We start from the raw sequence: 19,341 nt of genomic DNA, 5'->3' as shown, positions 1-19,341 counted from the left end.
TTTACGAATTACGAACTTGTACTGAGCGTCTTGCCCTGACTTGTGCCGAGCGGAGTCGAGGTAGCGAAGTCGTAAAGCCTGCGGCATAGCTACGCTTCGGGCGCAGCCTCTCCAAGAGTTGGGAGCCGAAGTATTACGAATTACGAATTACGAATTAATTTTAATACCCACTCATACTCACGCTGAATAGAAGTTAGCAAATCTATCTTCATTTCTGACGGCAATACATCCCAAGTGTAAGTTTCAATTTCTAAATGGGAGCAAGCGTTGTTTGTTTTAAGTAGCTGTAAAATAGTAGCAATGTCATCTTGTGTAGATCGCAAAATTTGATAATCATGAATAAAAATTGGCACATGAAAGTGAGTGCGCCATTCTTCAGCTAGAGATTGCTCTAAATTTGGTAATGCAGTTATTAAATCAGGATAATGATGGAGTGTACCATCGCTGCGACGTTCTATTACCTGATGAAGATAGGTAGATTCTGCAAAAGGACGTAAGCGTTCAACTATCAAACTCCGCTTCTCAATCTCAGCAGGTATTTTTACTTTAATCGCAGCGCTAATTTGAATTTTACCAATCTTAATTCCTGCTGATTGCAAACGCGTAAATACAGATTGTGGCTGCTCATATTCAACTGAAAAATGGCAGGTATCATAGCAAATCCGAATGTGTTCTAGCAATTTAGTCTCTGCTAAATCCTGCTCAATATTTAACTTATCTGATAAATAACTACCACCTATTGGCAATAACCAATTTTGATAAAAATCAATTACTTCTGAAGTATTTTCAATTAAACCATCAGGCTCAGGTTCTAAATCAATATGAAGGATCTTGCCCGTTTCTTCATAGATGCGAATCATTTCTATAACAACTGATGCTATATTCAAACAACTCTTTTTTATAACTGTCTCAAAAGTTGCTTGGTCTTTTATCCACCAAGGTTTATAGGATAATGGTAGTGTAGAAATTCCGCCATCAAGTCCTTGGGGTAATAGACTAGCTAAAATGTGTGCCAAGTTTAATGTATAATCAGCCCGTTCTTGTGTAGACCAATCTGGTGCATAAACGTGGTCTTTTACTACCTGTCGATGAAATCCGCCATAAGGGAATCCGTTTAAGGTGAAAACATATAAATCTTCTTGAGTCAGCCAAGCTTGAAATTGAGCTAAGTTATTACTTTCTAAAAGTTCTTTTGCAGCAACATCTGCTAACCTCAAGCCAATACCAAAAGGTTCTGTAGGCGATAAACGTGATTTGAGTTCGGGAATATACTTCTTTAAATTGGCAAAAACCTCTAGCCAACTTTCACCAGGATGAATATTACTGCAATAAGTTAAGTGAAAATTATTGTTGTTTGTAATTTTCATTTTCTACCTCTATTCTTTGTATATGTAATCTGTTAAGCTGTTACGCAAATAAAATTGCACATTAACTAGTGAGGGTTGTCCTTTGTCCTTAGAAACACAAATGACTAATGACGGTCTATACTGAAAATATTGGATGCAATATAGAGGCGCATTAACTTATCTTTGGCTTAAACTATTTCGCAAACTACTTGCTACATATTCATAATGAGGGGCGCATAGATGTGCGCCCCTAGAGCCAATTAATGGTATTACTGGGTGTATACATTATGGTATTACTGGGTGTATACATTCAAATTTAAGTAACAGCAAATACTTTTGCTAACTTCATCGAAAATGGTAGCAAAATTAAAACGAATAAACCGTAATACAAACCAGCAAAACCAGATGCAATGGTTGCATCTAATACTATTAGAGATAAAACGCCTATTCTTACAGCATTTCTAATATTTTCAGCTATCGGTTCGCGCGCTGCTTTGATAAAGTTAGGCAAGATTCTGATAGCTAAGAAAATAGCAAATGGTAAGGCTGCGATCGCTGTATACTCTTCTAATAATCCTAAAGCTAAAACTGCTGTCAAAACTATTGCAATTAGCAGCAGCGCGAGTACTCCCGTAATCTTCTTACCACCGTGAACTTCACCCTGACTAATTGCGGTGATAGCAGCAATATAAAGAACAGGAATCAGCGCTAAATACCAACGTTCTCCGATTATTTCTGGTACAGCACTTACACCTAATAATAAGTTACTGCCACGACACAAACCCATATTTAAAGGGCCGAAAAAAGGATGATGTTTGGCAAATGAGTTATAGAGGAGGCATGAAAGAGTGATAAAAATAGCGATCGCAGCACTCAACAACGATACTTGAAAAGCAGCTATAATCCCAATTGCAAACAGTATACTACCCAATAAAGTAGCATTTTGACGAGATACGCGACCACTAGGAATTGCTCTCTTTGGTCGCTCTTTGGCATCTAATTCAGCATCGAAAACATCGTTAAAAACTATCCCACCACCGTATAAACCAGTTGTAGCTAATAACAACCAAGCTAATGGAATTAAGATGGCAAAAGTTGCTTCGCCATTAATTAATTTGGTAAAAATAATTCCAGAGCCGGAAGCAGCAAAACCAAGAAGAATATCCGCCCAAGCAGTAACAATATTAGCAGGACGCATCAATTCCAGATAACCCCGCCAACTTTGAAAATTTAAGCTTGCAACATTCACTTATCTGCCCCCCTGCCTAGTAATTTTTCAAAATAAACCGCATATTACAGATTAACCAGATATTTATGCAATTCCTCTTCTTTTGTACAGACGCGATTAATCGCGTCTCTCCCCAATTTTCTATTCAATCAACACAAAATCTGAAACTGATTTTATTCCTGGTTCTTGTCCGCGTAGCACAGAATTCCCACTGAACATTTGGCGTTGATCGATAGATTGAGGATTGAGCCAATCTGAAGCTTTCATCTGCCCAGTTTGACTATAAGCAGCTAGGGCATTTTCATAACAAACTGCCCGCACATGTTCTTCAGGAATACCTCTATCTAACATCAACTGAGCCGTTTTTGGGACTGCCAAAGGATCGCTAATACCCCAATCAGCACTACTATCTACAATGATCCGATTGCATCCATACTTACGGACAACTTCAACCATCCTAGCGTTACCCATCTTCGTCTGTGGGTAAATCGTGAAAGCCGCCCAAAAACCTCGTCCTAATACTTCTTCAACAGTTTCTTCGTTGTTGTGATCGATAACTACTTGTGAAGGATCTAAGCCATATTCAATACAGCGATCCATACTCCGACTAGCACCTGCCTTCTTATTACGGTGAGGAGTATGAATTAGTACCAACATATCGAGTTCTTTGGCTAATTCTAACTGTTGACAAAAGTACTTATCTTCTGCTTCCGTCATATCGTCATAGCCAATTTCACCAATGGCAACAACTCCTTCTTTACAGGCATAAAGTGGTAGCAGTTCCATAACTTCAGCTGCTAGCGCTTCATTATTAGCTTCTTTCGGATTTAGGCCGATTGTGCAGTAGTGTTGGATGCCAAACTGACTAGCACGAAACCGTTCCCAGCCCACAAGACTACTGAAATAGTCTTTAAATGAGCCAGCGTTAGTTCGGGGTTGTCCTAACCAAAAAGCTGGTTCAATAACGGCGACAATTCCATATTCCCGCATTACTAAGTAATCGTAAGTAGTACGGGAACACATGTGAATGTGAGGATCGATATACATCATGGTTTTAATAATTGGGAATTGGGCATTGGGCATGGGGCATTGGGCATTGGGCATTGGGCATGGGGCATTTTCCTTGTCCTTCCTCCTCGTCTCCCTTGTACAGACGCGATTAATCGCGTCTCTCCCCACTCCCTTTTATTTGTAAACAAAGAGGCGATCGCGGCTAAAACTGCTCCAAGTCAGATTACCTTGTTGAATGGATGACTGTAAATCTGGGTAATGAGAAAGTAATGCTTGCGCTTGGGGTAAAGGAGATTCAGCACAAGCTAACGCTGCTGCTTCTTGCTCGTGTATATCCCCATTAGTTAGTACTTTTTCTAAATCTGTGATGATGGCGCTATCGGCAAACCGTCCTACAGGTCGCCAAAGTTCTGGCGTAACTGAGCGTTTAGCTGCCCAACGTTCATGGGCATAGTCTGCCAACATCCTCGCCAATTCTGGGTTAGCACGCCGATCTAGACCCCAAATTAGATGCAACGGACTGCCGACAAACACAGCCTTTAGCACCATCTGATTCCAAGCAGCATTATCTAAGTAATTTGCTGGATAAGGGTTACGTAGTGCTATAGCTTGAAATACATTACTCATATTGCTGCGAATTCCCTCAGCAGTACGATGGCGATGTAACTCTGGGTGTGGTAAAAGTGGCAAACTTTGATAAAGGGCAACTAACTCCCCCATATCGGCAGTGGAGAAGACTCGATCGAGCGATCGCACATAGACTTCAGCATCATCGTGGGGCAAAGCTAAAAGCAAAAGTGTGCGACCCGCTCGATCTACACTCCAATTACCAGGATACCAGCCGGGAATCAGATCCTCTGCTGCTTCCAAGTCCTGGAATGTTAGCTGCAAATCCTGTTTACCTAGATAACGCGGCACAGCACTAAAAGCCGTAAAAAACACTCTCTCAGCAGCGCCGCTAGCAATCTGTGCTTGCTTCTGTTCCAACCAAGTAAAAGCTTTCTCTGAAACAGACTTTAACAGCCAGTGATGCAGTAATTTGTTTACTTTACTCATGAGAAATTTAGGATAAGTTGTCCAACTTCTTTGTGACAACCAAGTATAAAATATAGCACTAAACTCGATTTTTTGGGTTTGAAGCAGTTAGATAATATCTTAACTGGGATCGTAACTTCACTGAATCTATAAAAATCTCCTGACTTTAAAGAAGATACTGTAAAGATACCATTTTGATTAGATAAATTCTCAAATTATCTTACGGAAAAAAATTAGAATTTTATGTAATAACGATCCGCATTACTAACCTCAGATATAAAATAGAAATATTAATATAAATTTAAATTCATGTTATTTTAAAATTTATCTACTAAATGAAATACTTCCAAAGTATGACTAATTTAATAAATAAATTTATTTAGTATTTCATGTAAATCGTGATGACGCGATCGAGTTATCCTGTTGATATTATTGTTAATTTTAATTGAATTGCAATATTCTATCTATTTAAAGTTACCTAAAAAGTAATAATATTCAAATGGCTATTCAACAAAAAAGCGCTCTTAGTCTACAACCAATTAACCAATGTGTCCGTGTTACCTTCAATTATGATGTTCACTTCACTAGAGGTTTATTTGAATTAGATAATCCTTTACTTGCACAAGCGATCGCCGCAGATGGAGAGACAACCCCGAAACAAGTGCTAGCTGTGGTAGATGGAGGCTTTTTACAGTATCAAGATGGGCTGTTAAAAAAATTATCAGCCTATGCCCAATGTTATGAAGATGTATTAACACTGAGCGGTGAGCCGATAGTAGTTCCCGGTGGAGAAGCAGTCAAAAACGATTCTAGATTTATAGAGCAAATTCATCAGCAGATCGATGCAGCTGGATTGTGCCGTCACTCTTACGTTTTAGCAATTGGAGGTGGAGCCGTCCTAGACATGGCAGGATACGCAGCAACAACAGCTCACCGAGGAATTCGGCTACTACGAGTACCGACAACAGTATTAGGGCAAAATGATTCGGGTGTAGGAGTAAAGAACGGAATCAACGCCTTCGGTAAGAAAAACTTTTTGGGTACATTCATGCCACCTTATGCTGTCTTGAATGACTTTGATTTTCTTACTAGCCTCGACGATCGAGATTGGCGATCGGGTATTGCAGAAGCGGTAAAAGTAGCGCTGATTAAAGATGCAGATTTCTTCGATTTCATTATGACTAATGCCGATAAATTGGCTAATCGAGACATGGACATAATGGAAAGGTTAATCTATCGTTGTTCTCAGTTGCACTTAGAGCATATTGCTGGTAGTGGCGATCCCTTTGAAATGGGTTCATCGCGTCCTTTAGACTTTGGACACTGGGCTGCTCACAAATTAGAGCATTTAACTAATTACAGCCTACGTCATGGTGAAGCTGTTGCGATCGGCATCGCTTTAGATACAACCTATTCATATTTAACAGGGCAACTTTTGCAATCAGAGTGGCAAAGGGTTTTAACTACACTCAAAAAATTAGGCTTTACTTTGTACGTATCGGCATTGACAGAGCAGTTAGATCGACTAGATCATCCGCATTGTCTATTTAGGGGACTTACGGAATTCCGCGAACATTTGGGAGGAAAATTGACAATTACCCTTCTCCAAGGAATCGGAGAGGGAATAGAAGTTAACCAGGCGGATTTATCTTTGTATAGAGATGCTATTTTGATGCTGCAAGATTGGGAACTTTTGCATTGATTATCTATTAGATGCAATTAGCAGAAGCGATGTTTAACAACAAGCCCGGAGGTGGAGAGTAAGATTTTCTTCACCTTTGCCCAATTGCGATTATTTTATGCAAATATACCGATCGCTACTTCGTGGTTCCAAATTGCAAAATACTTTTTAGTTCCTCTTCTTCTTCCTTAAGAACGTGGTAAAGTTTCCAAGTTTGTTGGACGTTTAACCAAAACTCTGAGCTATTTCCGAAAAATTTTGATAACCTTATTGCCGTACTAGGTGTAATACCTCGCTTTTGATTCACAAGCAACCTTTTCCCCCAAGAGTGCAAAAAGCACAAATGCCAAGAGGTCTATTGCCATCAAAAATATCTTCGGTTCCTCGATCCTTAAATGATACGAATCATAATTAGCATGATGACACGGTTATCATGCTACCAAAAACTGAGTCGCATTATAGTCCTCTGATAAATCCTCTCCCTTATCTCCTCAACCCTCCTTGGTGTTCGCAATGAAAACCTCGATGCTCCCAAGCTTGCATATCTACATCAGTAAGTTTTGTCACATTTGAGCATTGCGGTTGAATAATTTGACTTAAAATCGCCCAAAATAGGCTGCGCGTTACATCTAATCCAGTTTTAGTCCAGGATTCCCGATTACCAGGAACACCCAATTCTTGAACAATTTCTGGCTCTAACCAAATACCATGAGCGCCAAAAAGAACCTGTGCCATCCATTTAGCTCTGGGTAAATGACTTGGCGAGGTAATCAACATGACTTTATGCACTCCCCAACGGCGCAAAATTGGAATACCATAATAAAAATTTTCAAAGGTAGAATTCGCACAGTTTTCTAACCAAACGTTTTGTAACTCTGCTAATTCCGCCTCAAAAATTAACCGTATACAGGGATCTGGGGAACCATGAGAAATTAAAATTGGGGTTTGTGGGTATTGTTTTGCTAGTTGGGCAACATAAGTTTCTCGACGAATACTGCCACCTAGCACAAAGAAGGCATCTATCGGCTGCGAAGAAGCAAAAACTAAGGTTATAGTAGTAAAAATCAGCCAAACACCCAGGACAACATACAATCCACCACTGAGTTTTTGTAACAATTGCCACAGATTAGCAGATTTTTTTTTAATAGAAATTAATGATTTGTTGGTAAATTTGCGTTTCATGACTTAAGTAAGAAAAACTGCTTTTATTGCTGTATAACAGTACTGCAATTCAGTGAGCAAAGTGCTATCTTATAAAAGTATTCTAGAATGCAAAGATGACGCTAATAAAAGTGTCACACGCTCAGTATAGCCTTCCGGAGTAGACTAACAAACTGAGAAATGATTGTTAATAACTAATGCGGCATTTTGGGCATCATTTGAGGATAAAAATGATGAAGAACCATAGTTGATTCTGGGGTATAAAAACTTAAAAATTTCTGGAAAGCCTGATTGCTAAACTGTCAACAACACAATTATTCCAGCTAAGTATACATGAACCAATCTGCGAAAAGTTACTCACCGCTCCAAGTAGCCTTGATTGGTGGAGCGATCGCCACAACTGCTACCATATCCGTGTTCGGTCCTGCTTGGACTCGTGGTGTCCGTGCTGCTCTAGCCCTACAAGACAGCCCAAAAGTGATAGTTGACCAAGTTTGGCAACTGGTAAATCATGAATATGTTGATGGCAAATTTAATCAACAAGATTGGCAAGCAACCAGGCAAAGCCTGTTGAGCAAAGATTACTCTTCTAAGGAAGAAGCATACACTGCCATCCGCGAAGCTTTACAAAAATTGGGAGATCCTTACACTCGGTTCATGGACCCCCAACAATTTGAAGCTCTAACTAGCCAAACATCTGGGGAAGTCTCTGGTATCGGCATTCGGATGGAAGTGAACGAAAAAACTCAGCAGCTCACCGTTGTCGAAGCCATAGAAAATTCTCCGGCGCTGAAAGCTGGAATCAAAGCAGGCGATCAAATTTTGGCAATTGATGGCAAATCCACTCTCAAAATGACGGTGGATGATGCTTCTAAGCTTATCCGTGGCAAAGCGGGTACTCCGATTAAGCTACGATTGGGACGCACAGGCCAAAATGCCTTTGATTTGAAGCTGACAAGGGCAAGTATTGAAGTCCCAACGGTACGCTATACCCTCAAGCAAGAAGGGAATCGCCGCGTTGGCTATATCCGTTTGCGGGAATTTAGCGCCCACGCCGCAGACCAAATGCAACGAGCCATCCGCGATTTGAACACTAAGAAAGTTGATTCTTATGTCTTGGATTTGCGGGGAAATCCTGGCGGTTTGTTGCAGGCAAGCATTGAAATTGCTCGGATGTGGTATGACAACGGCGGAATTGTCAAGACAATAGACCGTGTAGGCAGCAGCGAAGAAACTAAAGCCAATCGCACTGCTCTAACAAATCGTCCTTTGGCAGTCTTAGTGGATGGCAATTCAGCTAGTGCTAGTGAAATCCTTACAGGGGCACTCAAGGATAATAAACGGGCGGTAGTCGTGGGGGGTCAAACCTTTGGCAAAGCCTTAGTTCAGTCAGTTCATGAACTCGCAGATGGTTCCGGCTTGGCTGTCACCATTGCTCATTACTACACCCCAGCAGGAACGGATATTAACCATAAAGGAATTACACCAGATATCAAGCTAGACTTGACAGAGGCACAAGAGCGTCAATTGGCTTCTAATCCCAATTTAATCGGAACTAAGAGCGATCCCCAATATGCTCGCGCGATCGCAATTCTATCAAATAACAACTTTGCCCAACCGCCAGCAAATCAACCGACTCGACCTATGAGCCGCGCCGATAACTTGAAATTTTAAATTGATGCGAATGATTTGTTGCCAGGTGTTTATATAGTAGTATTCCCAAATCCAGATTTTTGGAGTTATGAAAACTGCTTGATATGCCGTTCCAGGATTTTGGTTTGGGAATACTAGCTATTAATCCGATCTCCAAAATCTTAGATTTATGAATCATCAGCCAGTTGATGCAACCACCGCCATTAGCTTTTTACCAATGGTGTCGGTGGTTGTTCCTATTTATAACGGTGAGGCAGATTTACCAGAGTTAATCAATTGTCTGTTGTCTCAAACTTACCCAAAAGACCGGGTAGAATACTTGTTGGTGGACAACAACAGTAGCGATCGCACTCTCACCATCCTGAAAACATCTGCCGAAAATTGCCCAATTACCATTCACCCGTTGAGCGAAACCCAAATTCAAAGCTCTTACGCTGCTCGTAATACTGGGATTCGCGCCGCTACGGGTGAAATTATGGTTTTTACTGATGCAGATTGTCGCCCACAACCGCAATGGTTAGACACACTAATTCAGCCTTTTGTCAACCCAGAAGTAGTAATTGTTGCTGGTGAAATTTTGGCACTACCAGGCACAACTTTGCTAGAACAACACGCAGACCGTCAAGAAACTTTATCGCAAAAGCATACTCTCAACCATTCCTTTCGTCCTTATGGTCAAACAGCTAATTTGGCGATTCGACGCATTGCCTTTGAAAAAGTGGGTTTATTTCGTCCCTATCTAACTACTGGTGGTGATGCTGATATTTGTTGGCGGATTTTGGAGGAAAACATCGGGCGTTTGGAATTTGCCCCAAATGCGATCGTTCAACACCGCCATCGCGCTACACTTCAAGAACTGCAAAGTCAATGGCGGCGTTATGGACGTTCAAATCGCTATCTGCACGAACTGTACGGTGTAGATTTAATGCGAGAGATGACACCCAGAGAATACGGCTATCGCTTGGCACGTTGGTTATTGAAGGAAGTACCAAGAGATATTAAAAAAGCTTTGGCGAAGCCCGCCCCAGCGATTGCTAGTCAAGCCACTCTTGTAGATTTATTAACTACCCCCATTGGTTTATTCACAGCTAGGGCGCGTACTGCTGGGCAAAGAGACGCCAAGCTACCAGAGAATGCCAAGATAATTGCTCGACTGTAATGAAGAAAAAGGGTGTTGCTGATTTAGATGTGTAAATCTTGGTATAGAAACGTTGCAATTGCTAGTCTCTACAAAGGTTTTGAAATTACGCAAAATCATTTTCATACCTAAATTCAGTAACACCTAAGCAAAAACGTTCTTGTCAATCTAGAAGCATTGACTGAGAACCTTATACTTTCTTTAGCTCACAAAAGCGAATGTATCTTAAGAAGTATTTTCAAAAGTAGGTAAAGCAAATATGCTGTTATTAATCTTTGAACTTTAGTACTTTATATTTAATAAAATAAAAATTTCAGTAGGTAGGGCTTGTTGCCACTCAGCACTTTGGTTGGCACTAAATAGGGCTAAAATTTGATTGAAGCTACACCAATTTGATTGCTTCGTGATTATTGAAAGATAAATTAGTAAATCAAAAAACCAACTTCTTTAATATTTATAGAGTGTCCGCTCTTTCAAGTAACCTTCTCTCCTTGCCTGCTCAATAGCGTCTGAAGTCTTGAAAAAAGCATGAGGTTTGCTTCCACTGCTTTCTTCATTCACAGTTACGCTTTATAGTTTTGTGAGTTGAGCAACATGAAAGTGGATGGATTCGATCGACAGATAGATAAATTGTGCTCACAGATACAGGAACTATTAAAATACTATGGAACTAAGCTGAATTCACAACAGGAGATGATAACAGAGGCTTTCGAGGAACTTAACACCGCAATGGAAGAATTATTGACAGCTTCCGAAGAGTTAAAGGTAACACGAGCAGCAGTAGAGAAAGAGCGCCAGCGTTACCAAGACTTGTTCGAGTTTGCTCCAGATGGTTACTTGGTAACTGATACCAACGGGATAATCCAAGAGGCTAACCATGTAGCAGCAGCTTTGCTCGGTGTGCAACAAAAATATTTAGTAGGTAAACCATTAATTCTTTTTATTGCTCAACAAGACCGCCAGTCCTTTAACTCTCAAATAAACAATTTGCAAGAGATACGGAACTGGGAAATTCACCTAGAGCCACGGAAAGGAAAGCCTTTCCCTGCTAATGTGAAAGCGTCTGTAGTATACGACCTTGAGAAGAAGCACCTTGGCTGGCGTTGGCTATTGTGCAACATTAGTGAACGCCAACAAGCTGAAGAAATGTTGTACCGAGCTTACAGTGAGTTAGAAATACGGGTGGCGGAACGGACAGCGGAACTGGTAAAAGCAAATCAGAAATTGCTAAATGAAATTACAGAACGTAAAAGAGTCGAGTCACAACTACTGCACCTTGCTTTTCACGATACACTGACGGGTCTGGCAAACCGCGTTGCATTTATGAACCGCCTAAAACATGCGATAAATTATTCAAAACGGCATTCTGATTATCTATATGCTGTGCTATTTATCGACCTAGATCGGTTTAAGGTGATCAATGACAGCCTTGGACACCTAAATGGAGACCAATTGCTGCTTGCTATTGCAAGTAGACTACAAATATGTGTACGCTCCATAGATACAGCGGCACGGCTTGGAGGAGACGAATTTACAATCCTGCTTGAGGGAATCCAGGATGTGTCAGACGCCATCAAAGTAGCTGAACGGATTCAGAAGGAACTGGCATTACCCTTTGAACTTGACGGACAAGAAGTCTTCATTACGGCAAGTATTGGCATCGCGTTGAGTTCGACAGTAGACTATCAACACCCAGAAGAACTGTTGAGGGATGCAGATACAGCAATGTATCGAGCCAAGATGATAGGCAGAGCGCGTTATGAGCTATTCAACTCAGATATGTATGCTGATGCTCTAGCGAGATTGCAGTTAGAGACTGATTTGCGGCGAGCAATTGAACGCGAAGAATTTCGGGTTTATTATCAACCGATTGTTTCGCTCGCTAGTGGCTCTATTTTAGGTTTTGAGGCTCTATTGCGCTGGCAGCACCCAGAGCGTGGTCTACTGAATCCAGCAGATTTTATTTCCCTAGCAGAGGAAACTGGACTAATTTTCTCCATTGGCAAATGGGCTTTGCATGAAGCTTGCCGCCAGATGCAAGTTTGGCGGGTATGTCATCATTCTAAATTACTAGAGAAAATTAGTGTTAATCTCTCCGTCAAGCAATTTTCTCAGCCGGATTTGATAGAGCAGATTGGACAAATTTTGCACTCAACTGGCCTTGATGCTGGCGCTCTAATCCTAGAGATTACTGAAAAGGCAATTGTGGAAAATGGCGATCGAGTAACTACCGCAATTTTACAACTTCGAGAGATGGGCATTGAGTTATCAATTGATGACTTTGGTACAGGCTACTCTTCATTAGGTGGTCTTTATAACTTTCCGATTAGTGTGTTGAAAATTGACCGTTCTTTCATCAGCCTAATGGGCACTAGTAGTAAGAATTTAGAAATTATTGAGATAATTGTCACTTTGGCACACAAGCTAGGTGTGGATGTGCTTGCCGAAGGTGTAGAGACAAAAGAGCAACTATTACTTCTAAGAAAGTTAAACTGTCAATATGCCCAGGGACATTTTTTCTCAGTTCCGTTAAATAGCTCGGCAGCAGAAGCATTAATTATGGAAAATCCTCAATGGTAAGGGTTATTAACAAATTCGTAATTGATAAGAACGCTGTTTTTATTCTCATAGCAATCATGAATCATAGCTACTGAAGACTGCCTTACTATATGGTCTCTTAGTTTGATTCAAGACGAGCCAACTTTCCTTAACGTGAGTTCGACAAGCCCTTTTTTGACCTTTCCCCCAACCCCTCTTGGACACCCAGAGGAAAGCCAAAACCCTAATTTCTCGTTGCTCCTCCCTTGGCCTTAGGACTTACGCATTGACAGAAAAGCGAAAATAACAGGTATCGTTTTCAAGGCTTCTGGCTAGGTTTTTCAATCATATTTTGGCGATGCCTGCGGCGGGCTGCGCCTACGCCAGCAATCAAAAGCGCCCTTCAAAAGCCTAAAACGACCTATTTACGTTAATACACAAGATGCTTCTTTTGTACAGTGCGTAAGTCCTAGACCTGTGGGAGAAGTTCATCGAACTCACGTTTCCTTAGTGGTAGCCAACATGAAACCATCAACTGTTGGGATCTTGCTATAGGGAAATGTTGAAAAACTTTGCGGCCACCCCGTCCCGATGAAGGCACAATCGTTAATGCAGCAACAGAGTTGATGGAGGCACAGATGTGAACTTTAAAAGCTTTTGAGGCGGTAGAGGTGAATTCAAGTTGCTCAATGCCTACCAACTTTCGCTAAATTGGAAAAAGGAAAACTCAAGGGAATTTTAAATGTCAGCACAATTGTTACTGGTGGATGATGAACCAGGGATACGGGAAGCCGTGAAAGACTATTTGCAAGAGAGCGGTTTCAGCGTTCAAGTCGCCAGTAACGCCGTTGAAGCTTGGGAATGGATGCAGCTGAATACACCTGATTTAGTGATTTCTGATGTGATGATGCCTCAAGTGGATGGCTATCAGTTCCTGAAGCAATTACGGGAAGACCCGCGTTTCCAAGCACTCCCAGTAGTATTTTTAACTGCTAAAGGTATGACAGGCGATCGCATTCAAGGCTATCACGCTGGTGTTGATGCCTATCTACCCAAACCCTTCGATCCAGACGAGTTAGTGGCTATAGTCGAAAATTTGCTAGCCCGTCGCGCCGCTAAGGCTGCGAGTTCGGGAGATGACGCTGAAACCCCCGATCTTGCAGAACTAGCCAATCAGATTTCCCAAATTAAAGCATTGTTAACTCAAAGAAATGCTATTTCCCAATCGCCAGCCCCTTTTAAAATTGATTTGACTCCCAGAGAACAAAGTGTTTTAAATTTGGTCGCAGAAGGGTTAATGAACAAAGAAATCGCCCGTCGCTTAGAAACCAGCGTCCGCAATGTAGAAAAATACGTCAGCCGTTTATTTAGTAAAACCGGTACCAATAGCCGTACAGAGTTAGTTCGTTTTGCTCTAGAACACGGTCTTGCTAAATAGGCATTATTGGTCATTTGTCACTTGTACTGAACGAAGTCGTTGGCGCAGCCTCTCTAAGAGTTGTATTTGTCATTGGTCACTTGTACTGAGTTTCGACTGCGCGGTAATCGAGCGAAGTCGAGATTCAACTACCGCATAGTCGTTGGCGCAGCCTCTCTAAGAGTTGTATTGGTCATTGGTCATTGGGAAAGAGGAGGCAGGAGGCAGAAGTTGTTTAATTTTGAATTTTGAATACTTCGACAAGCTCAGTACAAGTTTTGAATTTTGAATTGATTTCTCTCCTACTCCTGGGTAATCGGTAATAGGTAACTGGCTGCTAAACCGTGACCTATTACCAGTAATAGATAAAACATAAGTCTTTTAGCAAATCAGGCACTTAGCTTAAGCAAAAAGCTAAAAGAAAGGTTATTATTTTTACTTTTATCTTTTAGGTTTTCATTTGATTTGCGCCTGTTGTCTAATTCCCCATCTGTAAAGACACAGGGTTTTATTATTCTGCAATGTTTTGATAAAAACTCGGTAAAATGCACCCGGCTGAATTTGCTTTCAGATTCTACCAGTATTCTTTGCTACAAAGTTTTTAATAGCGGAAACTGTTCCTGGGACTTTCTGTTGCTAAATAAGACTTTTACAAGGTAGAAATCAAAATATTTGATGAAATCTACTGACTGCTTAGTTTTTATGGCAACGGGGGTATGGGATCAACATTTGATTTGATGCCCAATTCACGTTTTTCACTACTTAAATTACACCTTTAGGTTGGAGAATTTTCCGCGACATTACGCAAGCGCATTAGCTGACGGCGCATTTGAGGCGAGGCTTTAAACTCAGATACTTCTTGGGCTTTAACGGACGCTTGTAGCGTTTCTAGAAAGTCATCAGAACCTTCGGTTAAAGCATCAAGTAGCACCTGTAAGAGTTGTTCGCGATCGCTCAATAGACTCTTTTCCTCAATCAACCGAAATTTGAGATGTATTTCACACTCATAAACACCTACTTCAAGATTATTTATCTGGCGTGGTAATGCTTTGGAGTTCATAACTATTGAGATTCCTTTACTTGGTTGTCATGAGGGTAAGGAGATAGATGTCCAGCAAAATTCTTTATATCTCTTTTGAATCCAAAGTGCTTGAATTAAGAATTTTTCTTCATCAATCACCTTTGTATTCCATTTCACTCTCCTGTGGTGTATTTTCAAGCTAGATTTTCAGTGTCTAGATTTTAAGGTTTCTGTGCCAGATGTAGCTTATGGTAAACCATAACTATTATTCAGTTTTTAAGATTCTACACAATAAAGTTTCTGTAAGAAGTTGTTCAACCTTTTTAAAGGTTTTTACATCAACTTTATCTGAACGTCAATAATAGTTTGACTTGTTACTCAAATTTTAGTGTTTATACGTAAGTAAAACCGCTGAAAATTTTGGAATTTATTACAGCCAGCGGTCGATGTAGCGCTATTGCGTGAAATTACTTGATGTACGTTTTTTGCAATAGAAAATTCAGGATAAATTGCTCGGCATAATTATTAATGTCAAAACTTTTGTTCTCCATAAAAAAAGCACACAGATCGAATTATTCTTGCTGAGTACCTTGTTTTACCGCCATTTGGGATTGATTGAGTCTAAAAATCTTAGCAGTAAGTCAGATTTCTAGACTAAATGAAAATACTCTACCAATTAATTTTTACAGAAAAATAATTCAACTACTGTCAGTACTAGCAGTTAAATATATCTTCAACTCATAACAGTAGTAGCAAACTCATCAGTAAAGGTGATATTTTTACTTATGACCATTCAATGTACCCTTTGAAAACAGCATTCAAAGCTTTTAAATTGAGAGCATTCAAGCTTGGATATAACGTCTACAATAATTTCAGTGTAATTCACGCAAATCTTACACCTTTTTATGGATAACCCGATGCTGCTCAAGTCCACAACCCGGCATATCCGCATTTTTGCAGGTGAAATTGACCGGGATGGCGATCTAGTTCCTAGTCAACAAGTCTTAACCTTAGATGTTGACCCAGATAACGAATTTAATTGGAATGAAGATGCACTGCAAAAAATTTATCGAAAATTTGATGAACTAGTAGAAGCATCTAGTGGCGCAGACCTCACAGACTATAACTTGCGCCGTGTAGGGTCAGATTTAGAGCATTATCTGCGATCGCTTCTGCAACTCGGCGAAATCAGCTACAATCTTTCTGGCCGTGTTACTAATTACAGCATGGGAATCCCTCAAGTTGCCATTGACGACAAGCAATAAGCCAATGAGTTGGTAGCAGGCTGCCTGAACCCTTGTGTAAAAAGAGTGCTGAGTTCCGAGTTTTGAGTGCTGAGTGGGGTAGAGGGGAGAATAACTCAAAACTCAACACTCAGCACTATTGAATGCATTGATCGGGTACTTTTGCCAAAATTAATATTTGCTATTCTTTATTCTTAAATTAAAGTTAATTCTTGCTATCCTACTTATAAACTAAATAAATACCAATATTATCTGCCTGTTGATGATGGGGTAATTTAGCAAAAGCAAATCGTGCAGTTATGCTTGGGTTATGCTGTGGTGACAGGGTTGGAGTTAGTTGCTTTGGCGATGGAGAGTCACAGGGCAATAGAAGCTATGATTAGGCTGTAGGGTTGAGTTAGGAGCGTATTTTTTGGATAAGTTTTGTATTAGCACCTGCTGATATCCGCCAGCTAAAATCATCATCTAAAGTCTGGGTATGTCAAGTTTAAGAAAGATGAGCGGTCTAGATTGTCCCTACTAATGCTATTAAAGAAACTGCCAATCGCTGATCGGTGCGAAAACTATGGAAAATGACGCGGCAACGCTCTACTGTCCAAACGAAAATTGTCAGGCTGCCAACCCCCTGACTCACAAGTTTTGCCAGCGATGTTCTACGCCCCTACCCAAAAATTATCTCTGGGCTGTGGTAGATAGCCCAAGTGTGGGTAGCCCTGGAGAAATATTAGCCGATCGCTATTTGATCCTTGATAAATTTGTTCTTTTAGATACGAAGCCTGGTTTATTAGCGCTAACGCCTGAGTTAGACAATTTGCAGCCTCTAAAAGCGTACCTGAGACTGATTCCCTACCGTTTACACGTACCGCAGGTATATGGAGTGCTTTTTGTTGCTGACGGGTCTTCCCACCGAGAAATATTACTCTTAGAAAAACCGCCACTATTAGTAGATGATACTATCCAACAAGTGCATTTAGGCAGCGAGTTAACCACCGCTTGGCGTAATGCAACATCAATGCGCCAACTAAATTGGTTGTGGCAAATAGCTCATCTGTGGCAACCTTTAGTAAGTGAAGGTGTCGCTTCTAGCTTACTTGACTCTTATGTATTACGGGTAGAAGGATCGTTAGTCCGGTTGTTGGAATTGCGTTTTGATGGCGCTATATCACCAGAATTGCCGCAATTAGGTGAATTTTGGCAGCAGTTGGTTAGCACAGCCAAACCAGCGATCGCGGAATTTGTCGATCGCGTTAGCCTTGCTTTAATTCAGGGAGAGATTAATTCAACCGATCAATTAATCGGAGTTTTAGATCGGGGACTGGCTGGGTTAGGGCGATCGCAAACACCCACGATCCAAATTATCACCAAAACCGACACCGGGCCAAGTCGTCAACGTAACGAAGATGCCTGTAGCCCTCCCAGTGGAACTCTAGTGAGCAAACCACCCCAGCCAACAGCCTTAGCAATTGTCTGTGATGGCATCGGCGGACACGAGGGCGGCAATGTCGCCTCAAATTTAGCCATTGAAACTATCCAGCAGCAGGTACAACAACTAACAAAGGTTCCCTACGACCACATAGACCCTTCACTACTGCTGAATGACCTAGATAAGGCAGTGGCAATGGCCAATGACAAAATCAGTCAGCGCAATGACGGTGAAAATCGCCAAGGGCGTCAACGTATGGGCACAACTTTAGTCATGGCATTGCCTGTTGCTCATGAAATGTATATTACCCACGTCGGCGATAGTCGTGCTTACTGGATTACACGCCACGGCTGTTATCAAGTTACCCTTGATGATGATGTCGCCTCCCGTGAAGTCCGACTAGGTTATGCCATTTACCGCGAGGCAGTACAACAGAGTGCGGCTGGATCTCTGGTTCAAGCTTTGGGGATGGGTTCTAGCACTTCATTGCATCCCACATCGGGAAGATTTATGCTCGATGAAGATGCTGTTTTTCTGCTCACATCCGATGGTTTGAGTGACTTCGATCGGGTAGAGGAGTACTGGGAAACAGAAATTTTGCCGATTTTAGCTGGGGAAGCAAATATAGCAACTGTTGCCGATCGATTAGTCGAAATTGCTAATACTAAAAATGGACACGATAATGTTACCGTCGCTTTAGTTCACTATCAAGTCCAATATTGGGAACCAGAAATCACCATCCAAGCAGTGATTCCCCAGAGCTATTCTGCCAAAACTGTTGATTTAGCATCCAGGGCGACAGATGCGACACTTTTAGGCAGCCCAAACCACAAAACTCAGGTGATCCCAGACACTGAACAGGCTAAAACTCGTCAATTTCCCCTACAGTGGATAGTTCCATTAATATTTGTGGTAGCAGCAGGTTTTTTAGGATTGTTCGTCAAGCAACTGCGAGGAACCTCTCCAATTTTTTCCAATCCCTTACAAACTCAAAATCCTAGCATTGAAACGACACCCGCACCGCCGCGATCGCTAGCTAATCTTTCTCCTGGTTGGGTAATTAAAACCAATAATGACATATCCTTGGGAAACAACCAATCACTCCCCCGTGGGACTTTTTTAGAAGTTATTGAGAAAAAATCAAATCCAAATCCTGCTTCTGGCAGTTTTTTGGTGTCTATGCGAGTCTGTGCCAATAAAAGTACCCAAACTCCAGCTAATCCTAATAACCCAGCTGTAACTACCTCAGTTCCCCCAAATTCAAAACCTTTGCCAGCAACAGTATTGCTAAACTCCTCCCAAGTCAACCGTTTTGGTGTTGTTTTACAATCAGATGCACCAAATCCATGTAGAACTGTGACGCAACCGCCAGTTACCGAACCACCTGACACCAGTCCAACTTAATCAAATACTCGATAAACTGGTAAAAACCTGGAATAATAACA

The 19,341-nt window shown here is 41.2% G+C and carries 13 protein-coding genes; 7 read left to right on the top strand and 6 right to left on the bottom strand.

Annotation, left to right across the window (positions count from 1 at the left end; genetic code table 11):
- Positions 1-140 precede the first annotated feature (140 nt).
- The 4 genes from eboE to ACR5KR_RS05895 form a co-directional block, all read right to left on the bottom strand.
- The gene (gene eboE / locus ACR5KR_RS05910; protein ID WP_448265808.1) at positions 141-1,367 is read right to left on the bottom strand and encodes a metabolite traffic protein EboE; all 1,227 of its coding nucleotides are present in this window, start codon (positions 1,365-1,367) and stop codon (positions 141-143) included.
- A gap of 295 nt (positions 1,368-1,662) precedes the next feature.
- A complete protein-coding gene (eboC, locus tag ACR5KR_RS05905; RefSeq protein WP_448265807.1) occupies positions 1,663-2,595 on the bottom strand; it encodes a UbiA-like protein EboC in 933 nt (310 codons plus the stop codon).
- Positions 2,596-2,715: 120 nt separating this feature from the next.
- Entirely contained in the window at positions 2,716-3,678 is a 963-nt protein-coding gene (locus tag ACR5KR_RS05900; RefSeq protein ID WP_448265806.1) for a TatD family hydrolase, read from the bottom strand.
- An 81-nt stretch (positions 3,679-3,759) separates the two neighbouring features.
- Complete coding sequence (locus ACR5KR_RS05895) at positions 3,760-4,641, bottom strand: EboA family metabolite traffic protein (protein WP_448265805.1); 882 nt, start codon at positions 4,639-4,641, stop codon at positions 3,760-3,762.
- A gap of 478 nt (positions 4,642-5,119) precedes the next feature.
- On the opposite strand from ACR5KR_RS05895, the gene ACR5KR_RS05890 reads away from it, so the two are divergent.
- Positions 5,120-6,322 carry a 3-dehydroquinate synthase gene (locus tag ACR5KR_RS05890; protein ID WP_448265804.1) on the top strand — a complete coding sequence of 401 codons (1,203 nt, stop codon included), beginning with the start codon at positions 5,120-5,122 and terminating at the stop codon, positions 6,320-6,322.
- Between the two features lie 462 nt (positions 6,323-6,784).
- Here the strand turns inward: ACR5KR_RS05890 and ACR5KR_RS05885 are convergent, their stop codons facing one another.
- Entirely contained in the window at positions 6,785-7,483 is a 699-nt protein-coding gene (locus ACR5KR_RS05885) for a YdcF family protein (protein ID WP_445627362.1), read from the bottom strand.
- Positions 7,484-7,795: 312 nt separating this feature from the next.
- Between ACR5KR_RS05885 and ctpB the strand changes: the two genes are divergently transcribed.
- From ctpB to ACR5KR_RS05865, 4 genes are all read left to right on the top strand, one after another.
- A complete protein-coding gene (ctpB, locus tag ACR5KR_RS05880; RefSeq protein ID WP_445627363.1) occupies positions 7,796-9,136 on the top strand; it encodes a carboxyl-terminal processing protease CtpB in 1,341 nt (446 codons plus the stop codon).
- Between the two features lie 148 nt (positions 9,137-9,284).
- A complete protein-coding gene (locus ACR5KR_RS05875; protein WP_448265803.1) occupies positions 9,285-10,274 on the top strand; it encodes a glycosyltransferase in 990 nt (329 codons plus the stop codon).
- 573 nt (positions 10,275-10,847) lie between these two features.
- Positions 10,848-12,833 carry an EAL domain-containing protein gene (locus ACR5KR_RS05870; RefSeq protein WP_445627365.1) on the top strand — a complete coding sequence of 662 codons (1,986 nt, stop codon included), beginning with the start codon at positions 10,848-10,850 and terminating at the stop codon, positions 12,831-12,833.
- Positions 12,834-13,533: 700 nt separating this feature from the next.
- Entirely contained in the window at positions 13,534-14,229 is a 696-nt protein-coding gene (locus tag ACR5KR_RS05865) for a response regulator transcription factor (protein ID WP_445627366.1), read from the top strand.
- Between the two features lie 754 nt (positions 14,230-14,983).
- Here ACR5KR_RS05865 and ACR5KR_RS05860 read toward each other — a convergent pair.
- Positions 14,984-15,268, bottom strand: a complete 285-nt coding sequence (locus ACR5KR_RS05860; RefSeq protein WP_094350942.1) for an Npun_R1517 family heterocyst differentiation transcriptional regulator — start codon at positions 15,266-15,268, stop codon at positions 14,984-14,986.
- Between the two features lie 866 nt (positions 15,269-16,134).
- Here ACR5KR_RS05860 and ndhM point away from each other — a divergent pair.
- Both ndhM and ACR5KR_RS05850 read left to right on the top strand, forming a co-directional pair.
- Positions 16,135-16,494, top strand: coding sequence for an NAD(P)H-quinone oxidoreductase subunit M (ndhM, locus tag ACR5KR_RS05855; RefSeq protein WP_445627367.1), 360 nt, complete (start codon positions 16,135-16,137; stop codon positions 16,492-16,494).
- A 544-nt stretch (positions 16,495-17,038) separates the two neighbouring features.
- Positions 17,039-19,300, top strand: coding sequence for a protein phosphatase 2C domain-containing protein (locus tag ACR5KR_RS05850; protein WP_445627368.1), 2,262 nt, complete (start codon positions 17,039-17,041; stop codon positions 19,298-19,300).
- The last annotated feature ends 41 nt before the right edge of the window (positions 19,301-19,341 follow it).

The organism is Nostoc sp. DSM 114159 (genome assembly GCF_053470285.1).
The sequence above is the reverse complement of the archived record's forward strand: the minus strand, read 5'-3'. Positions and strand labels throughout refer to the sequence as shown.

Bases quoted from the DNA above. Each gene is read 5' to 3' on its own strand.
- ACR5KR_RS05870 (WP_445627365.1), top strand. From the start codon at position 10,848: ATGAAAGTGGATGGATTCGATCGACAGATAGATAAATTGTGCTCACAG.
- ACR5KR_RS05895 (WP_448265805.1), bottom strand. From the start codon at position 4,641: ATGAGTAAAGTAAACAAATTACTGCATCACTGGCTGTTAAAGTCTGTT.
- ACR5KR_RS05865 (WP_445627366.1), top strand. From the start codon at position 13,534: ATGTCAGCACAATTGTTACTGGTGGATGATGAACCAGGGATACGGGAA.
- ACR5KR_RS05850 (WP_445627368.1), top strand. From the start codon at position 17,039: ATGGAAAATGACGCGGCAACGCTCTACTGTCCAAACGAAAATTGTCAG.
- eboE (WP_448265808.1), bottom strand. From the start codon at position 1,367: ATGAAAATTACAAACAACAATAATTTTCACTTAACTTATTGCAGTAAT.
- ACR5KR_RS05875 (WP_448265803.1), top strand. From the start codon at position 9,285: ATGAATCATCAGCCAGTTGATGCAACCACCGCCATTAGCTTTTTACCA.
- ACR5KR_RS05890 (WP_448265804.1), top strand. From the start codon at position 5,120: ATGGCTATTCAACAAAAAAGCGCTCTTAGTCTACAACCAATTAACCAA.
- ndhM (WP_445627367.1), top strand. From the start codon at position 16,135: ATGGATAACCCGATGCTGCTCAAGTCCACAACCCGGCATATCCGCATT.
- ACR5KR_RS05885 (WP_445627362.1), bottom strand. From the start codon at position 7,483: ATGAAACGCAAATTTACCAACAAATCATTAATTTCTATTAAAAAAAAA.
- ACR5KR_RS05900 (WP_448265806.1), bottom strand. From the start codon at position 3,678: ATGCCCAATGCCCAATGCCCCATGCCCAATGCCCAATTCCCAATTATT.
- ACR5KR_RS05860 (WP_094350942.1), bottom strand. From the start codon at position 15,268: ATGAACTCCAAAGCATTACCACGCCAGATAAATAATCTTGAAGTAGGT.
- ctpB (WP_445627363.1), top strand. From the start codon at position 7,796: ATGAACCAATCTGCGAAAAGTTACTCACCGCTCCAAGTAGCCTTGATT.